Here is an 18,646-nt window from a genome sequence, read left to right as displayed (position 1 = left end):
TCGTGAACGAATTCGGAGTGGACGTCGTCCTCCCCTGCCTCGACGAGGCGGCCGCACTGCCCGGCGTGCTCGCCAGCCTGCCGCCGGGATACCGCGCGATCGTCGTGGACAACGGGTCGCGCGACGGTTCCCCCGGCGTCGCGGCCGCGCATGGCGCGAAAGTCGTCGACGAGCCGCGGCGCGGTTACGGTGCCGCCGTCCATACCGGGTTGGAGAGCACTACCGCCGACATCGTCTGTTTCGCGGATGCCGACGGGTCGCTCGACCTGGCCGAGTTGCCGCGTCTGGTCGCCGCGGTCATGGATGGCGCTGACCTCGCAGTCGGGCGACGGGTGCCGGTTTCCCGGGCGGCTTGGCCGTGGCACGCAAGAGCAGGCAATGCCGTCCTCTCCTTGCTCCTGCGGTCCCGAGGACTGCCAGTGCGGGACATCGCGCCGCTGCGGGCGGTGCGTCGCCGGGAGCTGCTGGCTCTCGGCGTCGCAGACCGGGCGTTCGGCTATCCCCTTGAGCTGTTGGTGAAGGCTCAGCGCGCGGGCTGGGCGGTCCAGGAGTTCGACGTTGCGTACCGGGAACGGGCGCAGGGCACGAAATCGAAGGTGTCCGGTTCGGTGCGCGGCACATTGCGAGCGGTGCGGGACTTCGGGCGGGTGTTGGCCCGATGACATTCTGCCTGCTTGTGGTCGCGAAAGCCCCGGTGCCGGGGTTCGCGAAAACTCGGTTGTGCCCTCCTGCGACGCCAGAACAGGCCGCGGAGATCGCTGCCTCCGCGCTGCTGGACACGCTGGACGCCGCGTTCGCCACTGACGACGCGAACACTGTGGTGGCGATGACGGGCGACCTCGCGGAGGCAGCGCGGGGCGCCGAAATCGGCCGAGCATTGCGGAAGGCGACCGTGATCGCCCAACGGGGCTGGGATTTCGGTACCCGCCTGGCCAACGCGCACTCCGACACTGCCGCGGTGCATACCGGGCTGCCCGTACTGCAGATCGGCATGGACACGCCGCAGGTCTCTCCCGTTTTGCTGGCTTCGGCGATCAAACCGGTCGTCGACGGGGCCAGCCGCGCAGTGCTGGGCAGCGCGGAAGACGGCGGCTGGTGGGGGCTTGGGCTGGCTGATCCGCGGCAGGCGCAAGTGCTCGCCGGAGTTCCGATGTCGCGTCCAGACACCGGGTCCCGCACCCGAGCGGCATTGGAAGGAGCAGGTCTCCGTGTTGGCGAGCTGCCGACACTGTCCGATGTGGACACGATGGCGGACGCGCTGCGGGTGGCCGCGATCCGGCCGGACAGCAGGTTCGCGACCGCGGTCGACGCAGTGGGAGTGGTCGCATGAAACTCGCGACCGGCCGGGAATTCGATCGCGGGCTGCTTGGCCATCACTGCTGGCTGGAGCTCGCGAACGGCGACCGGATCGAACTTCCGGTCGGTCGTTGGGCGGACGGTTGCGGCGCGGGTGACGCCGTACTGCTGGACGCGTGCGCGGGTCCGACGCTCGACGTCGGCTGCGGACCCGGTCGGCTTACTGCTGCTTTGGCGCGTCGAGGCGTGGTGGCTCTCGGCGTGGACAGTTCGCCGGTCGCGGTGCGGCTTACTCGACGGCGCGGGGCAAGCGCGTTGCAGCGCAACGTTTTCGCTCGCCTGCCTGGCGAGGGACGATGGAATCACGTGCTGCTGGCTGACGGCAACATCGGGATCGGCGGCGATCCCGATGCGCTGCTGCGGCGAGTACACGAGTTGCTCACGCCAGATGGCGATGTGCTCGTGGAACTTGAGGAACCGGGCCAGGGGGTGCGCCGGGACCACGTCCGCCTGCGGCCGGATCCCGCTGGCGGACGGTGGTTCACCTGGGCTTGGGTCGGAGCCGACGCCATTGCGGAAATCGCGGTGCGGACTGGCTTTCGAGTGGTGTGGACGACCAGCCGCGGTCGTCGCTGGTTCGCGAAGCTGGCACGCGCGTGAACCGGCTGGCAGCCGCGTGGCGCGGGCTCGATGCTCGGGTTACCTCGGTACAGGCCAAGATCGGTGAACGGGCCCGTGCCGTCGATCGCCGGGTCCCGAAGGCGGAGCAGTTCAAGGGCGGCGCGCATGGCGAGCGCGCGACGGCCCGGGTCGGCAGCCTGCTCGGGCTCGCGTTCCTGATCTGCTTCGTCACCGGACTGCTGAGCCATGTGATCCAGCATCCGCCAGAGTGGTTCTTCTGGCCGAGCCGGCCGGTTTGGCTGTACCGGGTGACGCAGGGTGCGCACGTGCTGTCCGGGATCGCGGCGATTCCGTTGCTGCTGGCCAAACTGTGGAGCGTCTATCCGAAGCTGTTCGAGCGGCCGCTGGTGCGCTCAGTGCCGCACGCGGTGGAGAGGCTGTCGATCCTCGTCCTCTCCGGCGCGGCCTTCTTCGAGCTGAGTTCGGGACTGCTGAACGTTGCGCAGAACTACCCGTGGAATTTCTACTTTCCGCAGGTGCACTACGCGGTGGCGTGGGTCGCGATCGGGTCGATCTTCGTGCATGTCGCGGTGAAACTCCCGGTGCTCCGGCGGGCGCTGACCCGGGAACGTGCCCCCGCCCAGCCGCCTGGCCCCGGGTTGTCGCGCCGGGGATTCCTGACCACCACCGGGATCGCGACCGGGGTCGCCGTGCTGGCTACCGCGGGCGCGACCGTTCCCGCGCTGCGGAACGTCTCCGGGTTGTCGTGGCGATCGGACAAGGGCACGCAGAAGCTGCCGGTCAACCGCACGGCCGCGGCAGCGCAGGTCACGCGGACCGCGCAGGACCCTGGCTGGCAGCTGTCCGTGGTGACTCCGGCGCGGACCCGGCAGTTCACGCTGGCCGAGTTGCGGGCGTTGCCGCAGACCACTGTGGACCTGCCGATCGCGTGCGTCGAAGGGTGGAGCCAGATGGCGACCTGGCGCGGCGTCTCGTTCCCGGACCTGCTGCGCGCGAACGGCAGCTCACCCGGCGTGGACGTGCGTGTGTCGTCGCTGGAGAAGACCGGCCTGTACGGCGTCAGCGTGCTGCCTGGCGAGCACACGGCCGACCCGCTCACGTTGCTGGCGCTGGAGCTGAACGGCGAGGTGCTGAACCTCGACCATGGTTATCCATGCCGCGTGATCGCGCCCAGCCGGCCGGGCGTGCTGCAGACGAAGTGGGTCGAGAAGCTGGAGGTGCGGTGAAGACCGCGCGAATTCTGCTGGCGCTGCCCGGATTAGCGGCGTTGGCGTACGGGATCGTGCTGTTCCTCGACTACGCGGCACCAGCGTGGCCGGACAGCTTCACGACGTTGCTGTGGATCGGCGGCGGTCCGATCGTCAACGACGCGGTATTCGCTCCGATCGCGGGCGTGGCCGGCCTGCTGCTCGCTCGGGTCCTGCCGCAGCCGTGGCGGGGGCCGATGCAGGTCGGCGCGGTGTTGACCGCGGTGCTGGGTTTCGTGGCGTTCCCGCTGCTGTGGCGCGCTTATGGCGTGCCGCCGGAGCCTGGCCTGCACGACGGGAACACGTGGCTGGGGCTGCTGGCGACGCTCGCCGTGGTGTGGAGTGCCGTCCTGGTCGTATCGGTCGTCCGGATTGTCGGGGTCCGGCGTCGTGCGGCGCGGAAAGTTCGGTCGCACGCACGTAGTTGACCTGGGTTTTCTTCCGGTACCGGAATTTTCCCGCGGATTAGGCGTTTGGGAGAACTGGCGCGTGGGCACCTCACCGCACGCGGAGAGGCTCTCCGTGCCGAGTCGGAGGCGGCACGGAGAGCCTCTTCGTGTTTTCGTGTGCGAGCCGGTTTTCGGGCGCTGGGCATGAAAAACGGCCACGCGCGACCGGCTCTTGTGCTCCGGTCGCGCGCGGCCTGCAAAGGTTCGGCCCCAGCGCGGATAGGGGGTCGAGCCGTGGCTGGTCTCGGCCGCGCCTCGGCGGCCGAGCGAACTAGCTGGCCGGTACCGCCTGCCCGCCCAGGGTGACCTGCACCGTGCGTCCGCCGGCGAGGGTGAAGGTCGTCTGGTCGTTCGGGGCGCGCGTGCGGATCGCGGCGACAAGCGTGTTGGCGCTGTCGATGACGCGGTCGTCGATCTTGGTCACCACGTCGCCGGACTTCAGGCCCGCCTTCTCCGCCGGGCTGCCCGGTGTGATGTCGCCGAGCTGGGCACCGCCCTGGGGTGCGTCGGTGACCTTCGCGCCGATGAACGTCTGGGTCGCGTGGCCGGTCTTGATGATGTCCTGCGCGGTACGGCGCGCCTGGTCGATCGGGATGGCGAAGCCGATGCCGACGTTGCCGCCCTCGCCGCCGCTGCCCTGGCCGCGGCCCGAATTCGGGCTGTAGATGGCCGAGTTGATGCCGATGACCTGGCCGCTCATGTTCGACAGCGGGCCGCCCGAGTTGCCGGGGTTGATCGCGGCGTCGGTCTGGATCGCGTCCATCACCGTGGTCTGGTCGGTTTCGTCCCCGCCTGCCTGCACCGGGCGGTGCAGCGAGCTGACGATGCCCGAGGTGACCGTGCCGGTCAGCTCGTACGGCGAGCCGATGGCCACCACCTGCTGCCCCACCCGCAGGTCGTCGGAGCGGCCCAGCTCGACCGGCGTGAGGTTGCTGACGCCGGACACCTTGACCACGGCGATGTCCGTGGTCGGGTCCCGGCCGACGACCTTCGCCGCGGCCTTCTTGCCGTCCTGGAACACGGCCTGGATCTGGCCGCCGTTCGCGGCGACCTGGACGACGTGGTTGTTGGTGAGGATGTAGCCGTCGCTGCTGAGCACGAAGCCGGAACCCTCGCCAGCCGCGGTCCGGCCGGACACCTGCAGCTCGACCACGCTCGGCGACAGCTTCTGCGCCACCGATTCGACCGAGCCTGCGGGCACGTTGCCGGTTTGCTGCGCGGGTTTCGGCGCGTCGAGCGCGCTCACCGACGAACCGGAACCACCGGTCAGGTACCCGACGGTCCCGCCCGCCACGCCGCCGATCACGAGCGAGATAGCGGCGACGCTCGCGAGGAGCTTGCCCGCCGAGCCCTTCTTCTCGCGCTGCGCGGGGACGCCGTACACCGAGGTTCCCGGCGGCGGGCCGTAGGGATTGGCCGGGGCTCCGGCGGGGGAAGTGTGCGTCCCGCCGGGGTACTGGCTGCCGTACGGCTGGCCTGCTGTCGACTGCTGAGCGCTGGGGATCGGCCCGGTCTGGGGCGCGCCAGCGTGCGGCGCGGCCGCACCTTGGGCCGACCACGGATTCGGCGTGCCTCCAGCCGGAGCAGCAGTCCCATACGTCGGGGCAGCACCGTACTGCCCCGCAGGCGCTCCGTACGCGCCGGAAGCGTCGCCGCTCGCTGTGCCGGTGCCGGACGTCCCTGCCGAGCCTTCAGCGACCGAACCGTACGCGGCAGTCGAACCAGTCGCGCTGGAAGCCGGCTGTCCCGCTTCTCCAGCGGAAGAGGGTTGGTCCGGCTGTGCCGGAGTCTGCTGCCAGGCCGCCTGGCCTTCGGCGCCCGGCTGGGCACCCGGGTCCTGGCGACCCGCCGCGGAGTCGGGCACGTGGGGGTCGTTCTCGGTCATGTCCTCACCTAAGCGGCTGGGCCTGAGAGGTTCCTGAGTCGAACCTGTGTTTCGTAGATGAGTATGCCGCGAGTTCCGGTCAGCCTGCCGAACGAAGCCGTTCCGCGATCTGTTCCGGGGTGGCGTCGTTGATCCAGACCGCCATGCCCGACTCGGATCCGGCCAGGTACTTCAGCTTGTCCTTGGCCCGCAGCACGGAGAACAGCTCCAGATGCAGCCACGACAGCTCCCGGTCCCGCCGCACCGGGGCCTGGTGCCAGCCCGCGATGTAGGGCAGGGGCCGGTCGTACAGCGCATCGCACCGGCGCAGTACGTCCAGGTACACGCGGGAAAAGTCGTCGCGCTCGGCGTCGGTGAGCGACGGGAGATCCGGCGCCCGCCGGTGCGGCACGATCTGGATGTGCACCGGCCAGCGCGCGGCAGGCGGCACGAAAGCCGTCCAGTGCTCGCCGGTCGCGATCACGCGCTCGCCCGATTTCTGTTCCGCCGCCAGCACGTCGCCGAGCACCGATCGGCCGTGTTCGCGCGCGACCGCCAGCATCCGCTCGGTCTTCGGCGTGACGAACGGATAGCCGTAGATCTGGCCGTGCGGATGCGAGAGCGTGACGCCGATTTCCTCGCCGCGGTTCTCGAACGGGAAGACCTGTTCCACGCCGGGCGTCTGCGCGAGCGCGGCGGTGCGATCGGCCCAGGCGTCCACCACGAGGCGCACCTGTTCCGGAGTCAGCCGGGAGAAGGCACCGTCGTGGTCGCTGGTGAAGCACACGACCTCGCAGCGGCCGAGTCCCGGCGCGGTCGGGACGAGACCCAATCCGTCCACTGTGGACGGTTCGCCGGTCGCCTGCTGCGAGAACGACGGGAACCGGTTCTCGAACACGACCACGTCGTAGTCGGCTTCGGGGATTTCGCTCGGTTTGCCCGGCCGGGTCGGGCAGAGCGGGCAGAGGTCGGCCGGCGGCTTGTACGTGCGCGTCTGGCGGTGCGCCGCCATCGCGACCCACTCGCCGGTCAGCGGGTCGCGGCGGATCTCCGAGGCCGCGGCGACCGGCGGCAGGTCCCGGGTGTCGGCGGCGAGCCGTTCGTGGGCGTCGGTGTGGTCGAAATAGATGATCTCCCGGCCGTCGGCCAGGTGCCGCACAGTGCGTTTCACGCTTCTTCTGCCTCGAGGTTCTCCGCCGTTTCGGCGATCATGAGTTCTCCGACCCGCTCCGCGAGGTCTTCCCGCGCGCGGTCGTCCAGTCCGTCGTCGGTCACCACGACCTGCGCTTCTTCCAGGTCCGCGATCGTGGAAATGCCGACGGTGCCCCACTTCGTGTGGTCGGCGAGCACCACCAGCCGCCGTCCGGCCTCCACCAGCGCTCGGTCGGTTTCGCTTTCAGTGAGGTTCGGGGTGGTGAACCCGGGACCTACCGCCATTCCGTGCACGCCGAGGAACACCAGGTCGAGGTGCAGCGTCCGGAGGCTCTGCACGGCGACCGGGCCGACCAGCGCGTCCGACGGGGTGCGCACCCCGCCGGTGAGGACCACTGTGCGGTCCGGCTGTCCCGCGTTGCGCAGCACGTCGGCGACCTGGATCGAGTTGGTGACGATGGTGAGGCCCTCGATGCCGTCGAGCGCGTGCGCGAGCGTCCAGGTGGTGGTGCCCGCGGACAAGCCGATCGCGGTGCCCGGTTTGACGAGGGTGGCCGCCAGTTCCGCGATGGCTTCCTTCTGCGCGCGCTGACGCACCGATTTCGCCTCGAACCCTGGTTCGTCGGTGCTCTTGCCAACCAGCGACGTCGCGCCGCCGTAGACCTTCTCGACCAGGCCGCGGCCCGCGAGTACGTCGAGATCGCGGCGGACCGTCATATCGGAGACGCCGAGCCTCGCGACGAGGTCACTGACCCGGACCGCACCGGTCCGGCGTGCTTCCTCGAGGATCACCGCCTGTCGCTGCCGCGCGAGCACCGCCACTCCCCAAGCACACCCATCAACTGCACAAAATCCTACACGATTCAACATCAGGTGTGCGCGACGTGCAGATCAAGGGTCCCCCTGCCGGGCGACCGCCAAGCGTGGCAGACAGCTCAGGCGACGGGCGCCCCCGGTAGCCGGATGGTGAGCAGCGCCCCGCCCTCCGGTGCCCGGTTGGCGTAAACCGTGCCGCCGTGCCGTTCGGCGGCGTGCTTCACGATCGCCAGCCCGAGGCCGGATCCGGGCAGGGTACGCGCCTCCGACGAGCGGTAGAAACGGTCGAACACCTTGGGCAGGTCTTCCTCGGCGATGCCGGGTCCGGAGTCCGCGACCTCGACCACCGCGGTGCCGTCGCCGAGCGGACGCAGCGTGACCCGCACCCGCGAACCCCGCGGCGAGAACTTCACCGCATTGTCCAGCAGGTTCAGCACCGCGCGTTCGAGCGAGCTGTTGTCGCCAGTGAGCACCCACGGCTGCAGCGCGACCTCGAACTCGATCTCGCCCGCCCGTCGGCGCGCCCGGTCGAGCGCGCGCTCGACCACGTCCATCAGGTCGACGCGTTCGGCCTGCTCGCGCGGTTCGTCCTGCCGCGCCAGCTCCACCAGGTCGCCGATGAGCTGGGTCAGCTCGTCGAGCTGGCCGCGGATATCGGCCTCGATGTCGGCGCGGTCGTCCTCCGGCAGCGAGGGTGCGCCCGGGCGGCTGGCCGACAGCAGCAGTTCCAGGTTGGTGCGCATCGAAGTCAGCGGGGTACGCAGCTCGTGCCCGGCGTCGGCGACCAGCTGCCGCTGCCGTTCCTGCGAGTCCGCGACCGTGCCGAGCATGATGTTGAAGCTGTGCGTGAGCCGGGCGAGTTCGTCGTCGCCGCTCACCGGGATCGGACGCAGGTCGCCGGTCGCGGCCACCCGTTCGGCAGCCGACGTCAGCCGGTCGACGGGGCGCAGTCCGGCCCGCGCGACCGCCGTACCCGCGCCCGCGGCCACCACGATCCCGGCACCGCCGACCAGGAACAGCACCACGGAAAGCTGGTTCAGCGCGCGCATCGTCGGAGCCATCGACTGAGCCAGCACGATCGCCTGCCCGTGCCCAAGCGGCACCGCGACCACGCGCATGCCAGTGGTCGCGTCGGTGCGCAACGACTGCGGAAGCACCCCGGTCGCGACGCGCATCTCGGACGGACCCACCGGCGGCCGCGTGCCCGGCTGCGGATAGATCAGGTCGCCGGTGAGGCCGTTGAGCTGGCCGATCTGCAGGTCAGCGCTAGCGAGCAAGGCTCCCGGGACCTCGCGCAACTGGTCGGTCGGCACCTGGGGCGAGTTCGCCGCGGCTTGTGCGCGGGCCAGCAGGTTGTCGTCGAGCTGGGTGAGGAGGTTGTTGCGCACCACGAGGTAGGCGCACAGGGAAACGAGGGCCACCGCACCCGCCACGCACGCGGCGGCCAGCAGCGTGACGCGGCCGCGCAGTGAGAACCGGCGGGTGCTCCACCGGGTGCCCCGCGGATCCGGGACCTCCCCCTCCGGCGCGGCGTGCGCGCCCGCCGGGTGGTCGGTCACGGCGGGGTCTCGCGCAGGACGTACCCCACTCCACGCACCGTGTGGATCAGCCTCGGTTCGTTGTCCGCTTCCGTCTTGCGGCGCAAATAGCCGACGTAGACCTCCAGCGCGTTGCCCGACGTCGGGAAGTCGTAACCCCATACTTCCTCCAGAATCCTTCCGCGGGTCAGCACGTGCTTGGGGTACGAGAGGAACAGCTCGAGCAGCGCGAACTCGGTGCGGGTGAGACTGATCTCGCGTCCGCCGCGGCGGACCTCGCGAGTGCCCGGGTCCAGCGTGAGGTCAGCGAACGACAGCACCTCCGACGTCTCGCCCTGCTGAGCGTCCGGCGCGGCGCGGCGCAGCAGCGCGCGCAACCGGGCGAGCAGCTCCTCCAGGGCGAACGGCTTGGGCAGGTAGTCGTCCGCGCCCGCGTCGAGGCCGGAGACCCGGTCGGAGACGGTGTCGCGGGCGGTCAGCACGAGAATGGGCAGGTCATCGCCGGTGCTACGGAGCCGGCGGGCCACTTCGAGCCCGTCGAGGCGCGGCATCATCACGTCGAGAACCATCGCGTCCGGACGGTTGGCGAGGATCGTCTCCAATGCCTGCGCACCATCGCTCGCGAGCTCCACGGTGTAGCCGTTGAACTCCAAAGACCGCCTGAGCGATTCACGGACGGCACGGTCGTCGTCCACTACGAGGATGCGCATGCCGTCAGTCTTACGCAGAGTGCTGAGACCCGCCTAAGAACACACGCAGAACACACAAAGAGCGTTTCCTCGGAGTGCGGCGCGTAACAGGTAACGACTCGGCCCCGGCTGGTCGGTCGCAATCTCTGAAGATCCCCGTCGACACCGGAGGCTAGGTCCGGCGTCCCGCACGGGCCGTCGGGGGAAGCACATCCACATCCGCAGCTGACGTCATAACGAGCGCTCTTCCGGCGGCCGGGCGACCGGGGCGTTCCAGTGTCGCCAGAGCGCGAGCACGCGGATCGCGACCACGACCACCGCCGAGACGGTCGTGACCGCGCCGGCCGGGAGGTTCAGCACGTGTCCCACCCAGACGCACACCGCGCCGGTCAGCGCGGCCATCGCGTAGATCTCCTTGCGCAGCACGAGCGGGATCTCACGCAGCAGCAGGTCGCGGACCGCGCCGCCGCCGATGCCGCTGGTCATGCCGATCAGGCACGCGGCGTACCCGGTCGCGCCCGCGTTGAGCGCCAGCGTCGTGCCGGCCGTGGCGAACACTCCGAGCCCGACCGCGTCCGCGAGCAGCACCGCGTGCCGCAGCCGGGCGACCTGCGGGTGGAAGGTGAACACGACCAGCGCCGTCACCGCGCAGACAGCCAGGTACGGCCAGTTGCGCAGGGACGTCGGCGGATGGATGCCGAGGAGCACGTCGCGGATGATGCCGCCGCCGAGCGCCGTGGTCAGGCCGACCACGACGACCCCGAACACGTCCAGCCGCGCCCGGATCGCGGCCAGCGCCCCGGACGCCGCGAACGCCACCAGCCCGAGGAACTCGAGCGCGGTCAGCAGCATGTGCTGGTTCTACTGGTCGAGAAGCCCGCCGCGGTAGGCCAGGAGCGCGGCCTGCACCCGGTTGGCCGCGCCGATCTTCGACAGTACCGCCGAGACGTAGCCCTTCACCGTCGCCTCGGACAGGTGCAGCCGCCCGCCGATCTCGGCGTTCGACAGACCCTGTCCGATCAGCGCGACGACCTCGCGTTCGCGTTCGGACAGCGAGGCCAGGAGCTTGCGCGCCGGCTGCGCGGCCCGCTGCTCGTCGCGGTGGCTCTGCACCATGCGCACGGCGACGCCCGGATCGAGGACGGCACCGCCCTTGGCCAGGTCGCGCACGGCCCGCAGCAGCGCCGCCGGGTCGATGTCCTTCAGCAGGAAGCCGTTGGCACCGAGCCGCAGCGCGAGGCTGACGTACTCGTCGATGTCGAAGGTGGTGAGCATGGCGACGGTCGGCGGATCGGGCAGCGCGAGAATGGCCCGAAGCGCGCGAATGCCGTCGTCAGGGGCGCGCATCTTGATGTCGAGCAGCGCGACGTCAGGGTGATAGCGACGGGCGACCTCGACCGCCGATCTGCCGTCGCTTGCCTCGCCCACGATCTCGATGTCCGACGCCCCGGACATCATGGCGCGCAGCCCCGACCGAACTAGTTCCTCGTCGTCGGCGAACATGAGCTTGATCAACGAAGCCCTCCGGCAGACCGTGGGTTGGAGGCGGCTCCCCGCACCCGTTACGGAAGATTACCTACTGTTGTTCACGGTTTCGAAACCAGACACGACCAGGTGACTCGACTGGTCCACCGGAGCGGCCGAGAACAGCGGTCGACCCTGTTGCTGGTCACCCACTTGAGTGACTTCTTCGGATGGGGACCGCCGAGTTGCGTAACCGATCCAGAAGAAGCGGATGTTCATCGGCCGCACACCCTCGGCTGGTTCGGAAGGCTCGCCGCCGGGAGTCCGCGCGAAAAGGCGACCGCCAGGCGTGCCGCCGCTGATACGGTCGCGGCGATGTTCCAGCTCATCGTCCTCTTCAGCTGACGGTCCCGCGACCCGCCCCTCGCAGACCCAGCACCGGCCCGGGCGAGTCTCAGCGCGCCGTTTCCGGCACAGGACCCCCGTCAGCCGCGCGCCTCGACCCGCGCTGTGCACCGGAGAACGATGTGTCAACCGAACACCTGTCTTACTGGGCCGCCCTGCGCCAACCCCACGTGGTGCGCTCTTTCCTGCCGAGCGTCCTTGGCCGGTCGTCGCTGGCGATGTCCGGGCTCGCGCTCGTGTTTCTCCTCGAATCCGGCAGCGGGTCGTTCGCCGCCGCCGGAGCCGTCACGGCCGTGCCGGGAATAGCCAACGTGGTTGCGACCCCGTGGCGAGCACGCGCCGTCGACCAGCTCGGTCAGACCGCCGTCTTGTCCGCGCTGGGCGCGGTCCACACGGTGGCGCTCGTGGTGTTCGCCGCGAATCCGGGTGCGTCGCGGACCGCTGCGCACTCGAGGATTGAGCCTGGACGCGGTCGCTGAAAAGTTGGTTTTCGCAGTCGGTCCCTTGACTTCTGCGGCCCTCACCGCTCTCGCGGATGCGTCTCGGCGGGCTTCGTCGCCACGGCAGTGGCCTTTTCGTGTGCAGTCCGCTGTCCCGGCAACAGCACGGACACCGTGCCAAGCAAACCGGGAAGGAGCCGAAACCTCTACGGTCGCCCGGATTTCTCCCGGTAGTCGTCGCCATCATGCACCGGGAATCATCCTCGGCGCGGTCGAGATCATGGCACCAGCCATACGGCCGAGGGTTCCACGGTTCTCCCGGGTGTCGTCTTGGCCTTGTTCGCAGGGGCCAGCGCGCTCGGCGGTTTGCTGTACGGCCGTCTCAATCCGCGAATGGCGGTCGAACGGCAGCTGCTCGTTCTCGGCACAGCGCTGATCGGCGTCAGCGCGACTGCTGGGCTCATCGGATCCACGCCAGCGCTCGTCGTCGGCAACGGCATAGCGGGCGGCTTCATCGCACCGCTGCTCATCGTCGGATACCTCGCGGCGGACGCTCGCACCGATCCCACCGTCCGGACCGAAGCGAGCAGCTGGATCAACACCGCGATCAACCTCGGTGCCCCCGCTGGCTCTGGCCTCCTCGGCGCGACGACGGAAACCACGGCACCCGGCACCGCACTCGCGATCTGCACCGCAGCCGCAGCGTTTGTCCTGCTCGTCAGCGCGCCAAGACGCCGTCGCGCAGTGCGGTGAACAGCCGGTCGAGGCGAACGCGATGGTCCTTCGCCGCCGCACGATCCGACTCGCCATCGATGCGGCAGCGGACGGTTTCCACCAGCACCGCGCTGTAGCCAGCGATAAAGAAGGCTGCGAGCAACATCCCGTCGCCGTCGAAGGCGGGGTCTTGAGTCAGCTCCTCGGCGAGGACGGACTGAAGTTCGGAGCCGATAGCTCGCGCTCGGGCGATCAGCGCGGGCGAACCGGCGACTGTCTGGAAGAACGGTACGGAATTGGCGCTGATTCCGGACAGCGGCGCGCGGTCGTCGCACAACCGGAAACACAGGTCCTGCAAGGAGGTCAGGGCATCGACGTCCGGCGCGCGGTCGCGGACCGCCGTGCGCAGCAGGTCTACAGCGTCGGTCGCCCGATCCAGGAAGAGGTCTTCCTTTCGCGCGAAATGGTTGAAGACCGTCACGCTGGAAACCCCGGCCTCCCGCGCGACCTCGGCGACGGTGACGGCTTCGTACCCGCGCTCAACGAACAGCCGGTTCGCGACCGACAGGATCCGGGCGCGCGTCCGCGGGCCGCCGCGTTCGCTGGTTCTGGGCATCCGGAATCACTTCCTTGTGTCACTAAATTTAGTCAGCTAAGATAGTAACAGGCGGAGGGGAGCCCAGTCATGAGCGAGCGCGCGTTTCCGGCACCGTCGACGATCAGCGAGCAGGCACAGTCCTGGCTCGCCTTCGACGTCGGCGAGTTGGCCTATCCGGCAGCCGAGGACACGGATGGCTGGCTCGCGATGGCCGCCCAGGCGAATCAGTCGACGGCGCAGCGGTTTCCGTTCTCCGAACTGCCAGTGACCGTCGAGGACTTCGAGGTAGACGGAGCCGTCGGGTATGCCGCTAGGCCGCGCGGGGTCGATGACGACGCCGTCTTCCTGTGGATGCATCCCGGCGGTCTCTTGGTCGGCGGCGGGGACGCGTGTCGGGCGACAACGGTCAGGACGGCGTTGTCAACGGGCATGCTCGTGTGGGGTGTGGACTACCGGCTGCCGCCGCTGTATCCGTATCCGGCGGCGCTGAACGATGCGATGTCCGTGTACCGGCACGCGCTGCGGGAGCGTGATCCGTCACAGGTGTTCGTCGGCGGCGATTCCGCGGGAGGGAACATCGCGGCCGCGCTTTTGTTGTGCGCCAAGGACGCCGGGCTGCCCATGCCGGCCGCACTGGTGCTCAACACGCCACAGATCGACCTGACCGAATCCGGCGACACCTTCCAGACGCTGGACGGCGTCGACAACGTCCTCCGCAGCCTGGCACCGACGAACGCCCTCTACGCCGCGGGCACCGATCTGCGGGATCCGTACCTGTCCCCGATCTTCGGCGACGTTTCCGGCTTCCCGCGCACCTTCCTCCGAAGCGGCACCCGCGATCTGTTCCTCTCGAACACGGTCCGGATGCACCGGAAATTGCGCGCCGCGGGCGTGGCGGCCGAACTGCACGTGTTCGAGGCGATGCCGCACGGCGGGTTCGGCGGCGATAGCCCGGAGGACTCGGACGCGGCGGCGGAGCAGCGGCGTTTTCTCGGCCGGAGTTGAGAAAACCGTTTGCCGTCATGCCATCCCGTTCGCTATTGCTGGAGAGGATCAGGGAAGGCCGCGCAGTGACGGACGCAAGACTTGCGATCAGGGTGGGCGTCTAACCGGGCGAGGGAGCTGATCGAGCGACGCGGACCATACCGTCAAATTATCGCCGGATAGCGAACCAGCCCCGATGACAGCCGGTACCGGACCGCGTATTTCGACACATTTCCGGGACTGTGGCGGCGCGGCGAGAGGTCATGGAAGCGCTCGTCGTCGGCGTTGAGCTCGACGATGGCGGGGACTGGATGTCGTTTTTCGTCACCCTGACCGATGGGGCACGTCCCGACGAGGCGCTGCGGCAACGGATCCTCGCGGCCATCCGCCGAGCTGCCGGTGAAACGACTGTTACGCGACGAAGAGCCGGGCGGCGTGGTTGATCCTGGGAGCATTGATCAGCCGGATCTTCTTGCCTGGTATCGGCAGGTCGGCATGGCTCCGCCTATGTGGGAAGGGCAAACGGTGCCGGGGTGTGTCGCTCCCAAATCTTCCGTGAAGCTTCTTCCGGATAGGGAACGGTCTTCGACTCGGTGTCCATCACGCGGGTCAGCCGTTGCCCGGGACGATAGGCAGCCCACCCCGGATCGCCGGTGGCTGCGAAGCTGGCCCAGGCCCGCCGAAGCTCCTCGGACACCCGAAGCGTTGCGGCAGTAGGCATCTCGCCGAACACCTGGCGGCCGACCGGACTGTCCAGCGTTCCGAACGCGAGAGACACGTCGAGGCTGTGACACGCACCCAGGCCGGGGGCGGCTAAACACAGCTCGAAGAGGTACGACCGACCGCCGACCAAAGCGTTCGCTTCGGCCAGCTGCTGGCTCGGCATCCGGAAAAGGGCGTCCGAGTAGACGATCTCCATCAACTCGGACGGGCTGGCTTCCGGGTAGCCCGCGCGGTAGCCGTCTGGCGACGGGGCAAAGAGGTCGAGCGCCAGTTGCGCGTCCTCGGCAGTGAAGGTGCCGGCGCGGCCGGCCATGACAGAGAACAGCCGGAACTCGTCGCGGGTGTGGCCGAGGAGAAGGTCGACACCGTCGGAGAGAGCCGACCAGGGTGTCCGCGGCAGGGAAGTCTCGTCCAGAACAGGACAAACTCCGGCCCCGATCTGAGCCATCGGCCCCCAGCGGTCGTGGTGGCCGGACAGGCTGGCGTTGAACGCGGTGAGGCTGTCGGCCAACTCCCACGGGTCGACGTTCCGGAGGTCTTCCCCGTTCGCAAGCGCCGCGGTGACCTGCTTCGCGAGCGAGGGGAGGACGAACGCACCGGGTACGGAATGGGCGATGGCGCGCTGGAACAAGCCTTGCGCTTCGGTTGTCACGAGCAAGCACGCGACCGATCCCGCTCCCGCGGACTGACCGGCGACACACACTCGCGCGGGGTCGCCGCCGAAGTGGGAAATGTTGCGCTGCACCCATTCCAGAGCGGCGATCTGGTCGAGGAACCCGCGATTGGCCGGAGCACCGTCGATGAACGCGAACCCTTCGACGCCGACCCGGTAGTTGACGCTCACCACGACCAACCCGTCCGCGCACAGCTGGGTCGGATCGTAGGTCGGGTCGCCGCTCACCGAGATGACGTATCCGCCGCCCGGCAGCCACACCAGCACGGGCAGGCCTGCCGCTCCTGGGTCGGGCGTTGAGACGTTGAGGGTCAGCCAGTCCGTTTCGGGTGCCGACCCCACCTGAACTGGCCCGGACTGCGGAGGCAGCGGACCGAACTCGGTCGCCTGTCGCGTGCCGTCCCAGTGCGGAACCGGGACCGGCGCGGCGAACCGGAGATCGCCCACCGGCGGCTGGGCGTACGGGATTCCGCGGAACTCCGCCATCCCCGCTCGCCAGCGGCCCGCCACGGCCCCCTCGACCGTCCGGACCACCAGCTGCGTCTTGCCGTCCATTTTCATCCCCCTCAGGTTTCAAGTCAAGTGTATTATGTCACCTGTATTGGAACGAGGGAAAGGGCAACCGTGCCGAAAAAGGTCGACCACCGCGAGCGCCGGGAAGCGATCGCGCGCGCACTGTGGCGAGTAGTGGCACAGCAAGGCTGGAACCACGCGACCATGCGCGAGGTCGCCCGCGAGGCGAACGCGTCGCTCGGCCAGGTTCAGCACTACTTCTCGACTCGGACGGCGATGCTCACATTCGCAATGGAGTTCGCCGGGGAGCAGGCCTCGCACCGGGTCGCCGAGAGCCTCGCCGACGTGACGCACCCCCGAGAAGTGCTGCGGGTGACGCTCACCGAGATGCTGCCGCTGCACCCCGACGCCCGAGCCACCAGCCGGATGAGCGCCGCGTACGTCCTCGAAGCACTGCACGACCCCGAGTTGCACGCGAAGCTGCGCGATGACCTGCGCGAGAAACGAGCACTCGTGGAACACCTGATCCGGCAGGCCGTCGCTGACGGACACATCGCCGCGGACCGGGACCCAGCCGTTGAGACGAATCTTTTCCTTGCGCTGACTGGATTAACGCCGCTGCTTGAGCTGGACGTGATCGATCCTCATGCCGCGCTCGCGGCTGTCGATCGGCACCTGGACCAGCTCTTCGCTTAGCTTGCGTCGGTCAGGCAGTGCTACGCGGCCGGCTACGGCCGAATTGTTTGCAGTGCTTCCCCGTTCTCGGCGATGAACCAGAACGACCATCCGTTGCGGTTGTTGTGCACGTTGGGGTTGAGCGCTTGAACAACCCCCATCGCGGCACCGCTCGGGCTCTTGTACGAGCGCCCAGCAAGCACACCACTCGTAATGTCGACTCGCTTAGTAGCTTTGTGGTAGCGCGCCTCGACGCGCTCGCCTCCGTAGTCGGCGTAGATGGGCACGCCGTCATCGGCAGGTTCCTGACCAGCGGCGGGCGTTCCGACCTCGCGGACGAAGTGGTCGAGCAGGCGTCGCACCGCCTCGCCGCCCGAGACCTGCCAGGCGCGTGCGAGCAGCATGACTCGGTCGTAGTCGCTGTCCGCGAGATCCAGCTGTTTCAAAACTCAATCCCCTCTAGTTGATGAGAAGATAATAATCTGCTCTACTAGGTTGCGCAAGCGACGGCAGCCCGAAGCCGCTGTCCGATGAGTGAAGGGTTGCCACCCCATGACCAAGCCCCGTGCGACGCGGTCCCGCCAGCGGACTCTGCTTGTCCTGGTCGCAGTGCTCACTGGAGTGATCGCCTGCCTGGTGGCCGGAATCGTGGCGGCCGCTGTGGGCACCCCAACGGAAGCCGTGCTGATCGCTGGGGCAGGTGCCTTTGTGGTGACCGTCAAGCTCGTGCTCCATATCCTGAAGGAGCTCCGGCAGCTGTGAGCGATCCCGGGTGGCGCACCGCAGAGAGAGGGGCGTCGCGGCAGAGAGGCGGCTGTCCTTAACCGATCGGAAGCGAGGGCATTTCCGCGGGCCAGAGGACATGCCGATCACCAGGTTTTGTGCCCCCGGCAGGACTACCAAAGGACGGGAACGGGGCTGACCAGGGAGTTTTCATCGGCACGTTGACGGTCGAGGCGACCTTCGAGCGTCCAGGCTCCGGTGGGAGCACCTGATGAGCGCCAACTCGCAGACAGTTGCCCGGTTTGTCACGGTCGCTTCCTCGCCAGCTCGTCGTGCCTGGACAGCGTCGCGTCCAGGCATCGCGGCGCTCCCGGCCCGCCACGGCGGGAAGAAGGGTCTACGAACTCGGCGAGGCGACGACGGTCATCCCGTCAAGAAAGACATCGACCATGTTCTGGGTCTCGTTGGCTTGGTCGAACTGGCTGGTGACGCAGAGGTTGCCGACCGCGCGCAGCAGGAGCGCGGCAGGGACGCCTGGGCGGAATTCACCGGCGGCGATGCCCGCATCCAGGATCTGGGAGCAGGCGGGGACGAGCCGGTCGAGGAAGTAGGCGTGGAGGGTGCCGAACTCGCCCTCGTCCGAGCTCATCGCGGAGGCGAGCCCGTGCTTGGTCGTCAGGAACTCCACGAACAGGCCCACCCAGCTGCGCAGCGCCGCGAAAGCCGATGACGAGGACGCGAGAAGCTCCGGGGCGGCGGCAGCGCATGCCTCCACTTGATGCCGGTAGACGGCGACGATGAGGTCCTGCCGGGTCGGGTAGTGACGGTAGATGGTGGCGATGCCGACGCCGGCACGGGACGCGATCTGACGGATCGGCGCGTCCACACCGGATTCGACGAACACCGCCGCCGCGGCCTCCAGCACCGTCCGCGCATTGCGGAGGGCGTCTGCTCTCTTCGACGCATGCGGTTCCCCGTTGTTCGCTGTCAGCGTTCTGCCCTCGTTGTCTCTCATGCTTGCTAAACGGATCATTGATCCGT

22 protein-coding genes are annotated in these 18,646 nt (G+C 68.8%); 11 read left to right on the top strand and 11 right to left on the bottom strand.

The window, feature by feature from the left end; all coding sequences use genetic code 11:
• Positions 1 to 17 precede the first annotated feature (17 nt).
• The 5 genes from A4R44_RS00875 to A4R44_RS00855 are packed head-to-tail and all read left to right on the top strand — an operon-like array spanning position 18 to position 3,613.
• Complete coding sequence (locus A4R44_RS00875; protein ID WP_067576498.1) at positions 18 to 662, top strand: glycosyltransferase family 2 protein; 645 nt, start codon at positions 18 to 20, stop codon at positions 660 to 662.
• The gene (locus A4R44_RS00870) at positions 659 to 1,330 is read left to right on the top strand and encodes a DUF2064 domain-containing protein (protein WP_067575456.1); all 672 of its coding nucleotides are present in this window, start codon (positions 659 to 661) and stop codon (positions 1,328 to 1,330) included. The genes A4R44_RS00875 and A4R44_RS00870 overlap by 4 nt, the downstream gene beginning before the upstream one ends.
• On the top strand, positions 1,327 to 1,956 hold the full coding sequence (locus tag A4R44_RS00865) for a class I SAM-dependent methyltransferase (protein ID WP_067575454.1): 630 nt from the start codon (positions 1,327 to 1,329) through the stop codon (positions 1,954 to 1,956). Before A4R44_RS00870 ends, A4R44_RS00865 begins: the two co-directional genes overlap by 4 nt.
• 59 nt (positions 1,957 to 2,015) lie before the next feature.
• Positions 2,016 to 3,164 (top strand): molybdopterin-dependent oxidoreductase, encoded by a 1,149-nt coding sequence (locus A4R44_RS00860; protein ID WP_067576497.1) that lies wholly within the window; start codon positions 2,016 to 2,018, stop codon positions 3,162 to 3,164.
• Positions 3,161 to 3,613, top strand: coding sequence for a hypothetical protein (locus A4R44_RS00855; protein ID WP_067575452.1), 453 nt, complete (start codon positions 3,161 to 3,163; stop codon positions 3,611 to 3,613). Before A4R44_RS00860 ends, A4R44_RS00855 begins: the two co-directional genes overlap by 4 nt.
• 292 nt (positions 3,614 to 3,905) lie before the next feature.
• Here A4R44_RS00855 and A4R44_RS00850 read toward each other — a convergent pair whose 3' ends face one another.
• The 7 genes from A4R44_RS00850 to A4R44_RS00820 all read right to left on the bottom strand — a co-directional run bounded on the left by A4R44_RS00850 (position 3,906) and on the right by A4R44_RS00820 (position 11,208).
• On the bottom strand, positions 3,906 to 5,519 hold the full coding sequence (locus tag A4R44_RS00850; RefSeq protein ID WP_067575450.1) for a trypsin-like peptidase domain-containing protein: 1,614 nt from the start codon (positions 5,517 to 5,519) through the stop codon (positions 3,906 to 3,908).
• Positions 5,520 to 5,598: 79 nt separating this feature from the next.
• Positions 5,599 to 6,669: a galactose-1-phosphate uridylyltransferase gene (gene galT, locus A4R44_RS00845; protein WP_067575448.1), complete on the bottom strand. Its 1,071-nt coding sequence runs from the start codon at positions 6,667 to 6,669 to the stop codon at positions 5,599 to 5,601.
• On the bottom strand, positions 6,666 to 7,466 hold the full coding sequence (locus A4R44_RS00840; RefSeq protein WP_093575557.1) for a DeoR/GlpR family DNA-binding transcription regulator: 801 nt from the start codon (positions 7,464 to 7,466) through the stop codon (positions 6,666 to 6,668). Before A4R44_RS00840 ends, galT begins: the two co-directional genes overlap by 4 nt.
• Positions 7,467 to 7,585: 119 nt before the next feature.
• Entirely contained in the window at positions 7,586 to 9,025 is a 1,440-nt protein-coding gene (locus A4R44_RS00835) for a HAMP domain-containing sensor histidine kinase (RefSeq protein WP_067575444.1), read from the bottom strand.
• Positions 9,022 to 9,714, bottom strand: coding sequence for a response regulator transcription factor (locus tag A4R44_RS00830; protein ID WP_037811118.1), 693 nt, complete (start codon positions 9,712 to 9,714; stop codon positions 9,022 to 9,024). The genes A4R44_RS00835 and A4R44_RS00830 overlap by 4 nt, the downstream gene beginning before the upstream one ends.
• Before the next feature lie 210 nt (positions 9,715 to 9,924).
• Entirely contained in the window at positions 9,925 to 10,545 is a 621-nt protein-coding gene (locus A4R44_RS00825; protein WP_067575443.1) for a trimeric intracellular cation channel family protein, read from the bottom strand.
• A gap of 9 nt (positions 10,546 to 10,554) precedes the next feature.
• On the bottom strand, positions 10,555 to 11,208 hold the full coding sequence (locus tag A4R44_RS00820; RefSeq protein WP_009083595.1) for a response regulator transcription factor: 654 nt from the start codon (positions 11,206 to 11,208) through the stop codon (positions 10,555 to 10,557).
• 476 nt (positions 11,209 to 11,684) lie between these two features.
• Between A4R44_RS00820 and A4R44_RS00815 the strand changes: the two genes are divergently transcribed.
• Positions 11,685 to 12,041 carry a hypothetical protein gene (locus A4R44_RS00815; protein ID WP_067575441.1) on the top strand — a complete coding sequence of 119 codons (357 nt, stop codon included), beginning with the start codon at positions 11,685 to 11,687 and terminating at the stop codon, positions 12,039 to 12,041.
• 291 nt (positions 12,042 to 12,332) lie between these two features.
• The gene (locus A4R44_RS00810) at positions 12,333 to 12,755 is read left to right on the top strand and encodes a hypothetical protein (RefSeq protein WP_067575440.1); all 423 of its coding nucleotides are present in this window, start codon (positions 12,333 to 12,335) and stop codon (positions 12,753 to 12,755) included.
• On the opposite strand, the gene A4R44_RS00805 is transcribed toward A4R44_RS00810, so the two are convergent.
• Complete coding sequence (locus A4R44_RS00805) at positions 12,721 to 13,332, bottom strand: TetR/AcrR family transcriptional regulator (protein ID WP_067575438.1); 612 nt, start codon at positions 13,330 to 13,332, stop codon at positions 12,721 to 12,723. The genes A4R44_RS00810 and A4R44_RS00805 overlap by 35 nt on opposite strands.
• 69 nt (positions 13,333 to 13,401) lie before the next feature.
• Between A4R44_RS00805 and A4R44_RS00800 the strand changes: the two genes are divergently transcribed.
• Both A4R44_RS00800 and A4R44_RS47690 read left to right on the top strand, forming a co-directional pair.
• Complete coding sequence (locus A4R44_RS00800) at positions 13,402 to 14,319, top strand: alpha/beta hydrolase (protein WP_067575436.1); 918 nt, start codon at positions 13,402 to 13,404, stop codon at positions 14,317 to 14,319.
• A gap of 242 nt (positions 14,320 to 14,561) precedes the next feature.
• Complete coding sequence (locus tag A4R44_RS47690) at positions 14,562 to 14,741, top strand: hypothetical protein (protein ID WP_143132513.1); 180 nt, start codon at positions 14,562 to 14,564, stop codon at positions 14,739 to 14,741.
• Positions 14,742 to 14,803: 62 nt separating this feature from the next.
• On the opposite strand, the gene A4R44_RS00795 is transcribed toward A4R44_RS47690, so the two are convergent.
• Positions 14,804 to 16,249 carry a carboxylesterase/lipase family protein gene (locus A4R44_RS00795; protein WP_067576496.1) on the bottom strand — a complete coding sequence of 482 codons (1,446 nt, stop codon included), beginning with the start codon at positions 16,247 to 16,249 and terminating at the stop codon, positions 14,804 to 14,806.
• A gap of 69 nt (positions 16,250 to 16,318) precedes the next feature.
• Here A4R44_RS00795 and A4R44_RS00790 point away from each other — a divergent pair, with 69 nt between their 5' ends.
• The gene (locus A4R44_RS00790; RefSeq protein ID WP_067575434.1) at positions 16,319 to 16,903 is read left to right on the top strand and encodes a TetR/AcrR family transcriptional regulator; all 585 of its coding nucleotides are present in this window, start codon (positions 16,319 to 16,321) and stop codon (positions 16,901 to 16,903) included.
• Between the two features lie 32 nt (positions 16,904 to 16,935).
• Here A4R44_RS00790 and A4R44_RS00785 read toward each other — a convergent pair whose 3' ends face one another.
• Positions 16,936 to 17,328 carry a hypothetical protein gene (locus A4R44_RS00785; RefSeq protein ID WP_095213133.1) on the bottom strand — a complete coding sequence of 131 codons (393 nt, stop codon included), beginning with the start codon at positions 17,326 to 17,328 and terminating at the stop codon, positions 16,936 to 16,938.
• Between the two features lie 106 nt (positions 17,329 to 17,434).
• On the opposite strand from A4R44_RS00785, the gene A4R44_RS00780 reads away from it, so the two are divergent.
• Positions 17,435 to 17,644, top strand: coding sequence for a hypothetical protein (locus tag A4R44_RS00780; protein ID WP_067575432.1), 210 nt, complete (start codon positions 17,435 to 17,437; stop codon positions 17,642 to 17,644).
• A gap of 358 nt (positions 17,645 to 18,002) precedes the next feature.
• Here the strand turns inward: A4R44_RS00780 and A4R44_RS00775 are convergent, their stop codons facing one another.
• Positions 18,003 to 18,620 carry a TetR/AcrR family transcriptional regulator gene (locus A4R44_RS00775; RefSeq protein WP_067575430.1) on the bottom strand — a complete coding sequence of 206 codons (618 nt, stop codon included), beginning with the start codon at positions 18,618 to 18,620 and terminating at the stop codon, positions 18,003 to 18,005.
• Positions 18,621 to 18,646 lie beyond the last annotated feature (26 nt).

The sequence above is a fragment of the Amycolatopsis sp. M39 genome, assembly GCF_001651785.1.
Classification (GTDB): domain Bacteria; phylum Actinomycetota; class Actinomycetes; order Mycobacteriales; family Pseudonocardiaceae; genus Amycolatopsis; species Amycolatopsis rubida.
The sequence above is the reverse complement of the archived record's forward strand: the minus strand, read 5'-3'. Positions and strand labels throughout refer to the sequence as shown.

Bases quoted from the DNA above. Each gene is read 5' to 3' on its own strand.
- A4R44_RS00870 (WP_067575456.1), top strand. From the start codon at position 659: ATGACATTCTGCCTGCTTGTGGTCGCGAAAGCCCCGGTGCCGGGGTTC.
- A4R44_RS00865 (WP_067575454.1), top strand. From the start codon at position 1,327: ATGAAACTCGCGACCGGCCGGGAATTCGATCGCGGGCTGCTTGGCCAT.
- A4R44_RS00850 (WP_067575450.1), bottom strand. From the start codon at position 5,519: ATGACCGAGAACGACCCCCACGTGCCCGACTCCGCGGCGGGTCGCCAG.
- A4R44_RS00830 (WP_037811118.1), bottom strand. From the start codon at position 9,714: ATGCGCATCCTCGTAGTGGACGACGACCGTGCCGTCCGTGAATCGCTC.
- A4R44_RS00825 (WP_067575443.1), bottom strand. From the start codon at position 10,545: ATGCTGCTGACCGCGCTCGAGTTCCTCGGGCTGGTGGCGTTCGCGGCG.
- A4R44_RS00805 (WP_067575438.1), bottom strand. From the start codon at position 13,332: ATGCCCAGAACCAGCGAACGCGGCGGCCCGCGGACGCGCGCCCGGATC.
- A4R44_RS00800 (WP_067575436.1), top strand. From the start codon at position 13,402: ATGAGCGAGCGCGCGTTTCCGGCACCGTCGACGATCAGCGAGCAGGCA.
- A4R44_RS47690 (WP_143132513.1), top strand. From the start codon at position 14,562: ATGGAAGCGCTCGTCGTCGGCGTTGAGCTCGACGATGGCGGGGACTGG.
- A4R44_RS00795 (WP_067576496.1), bottom strand. From the start codon at position 16,249: ATGGACGGCAAGACGCAGCTGGTGGTCCGGACGGTCGAGGGGGCCGTG.
- A4R44_RS00780 (WP_067575432.1), top strand. From the start codon at position 17,435: ATGACCAAGCCCCGTGCGACGCGGTCCCGCCAGCGGACTCTGCTTGTC.
- A4R44_RS00775 (WP_067575430.1), bottom strand. From the start codon at position 18,620: ATGAGAGACAACGAGGGCAGAACGCTGACAGCGAACAACGGGGAACCG.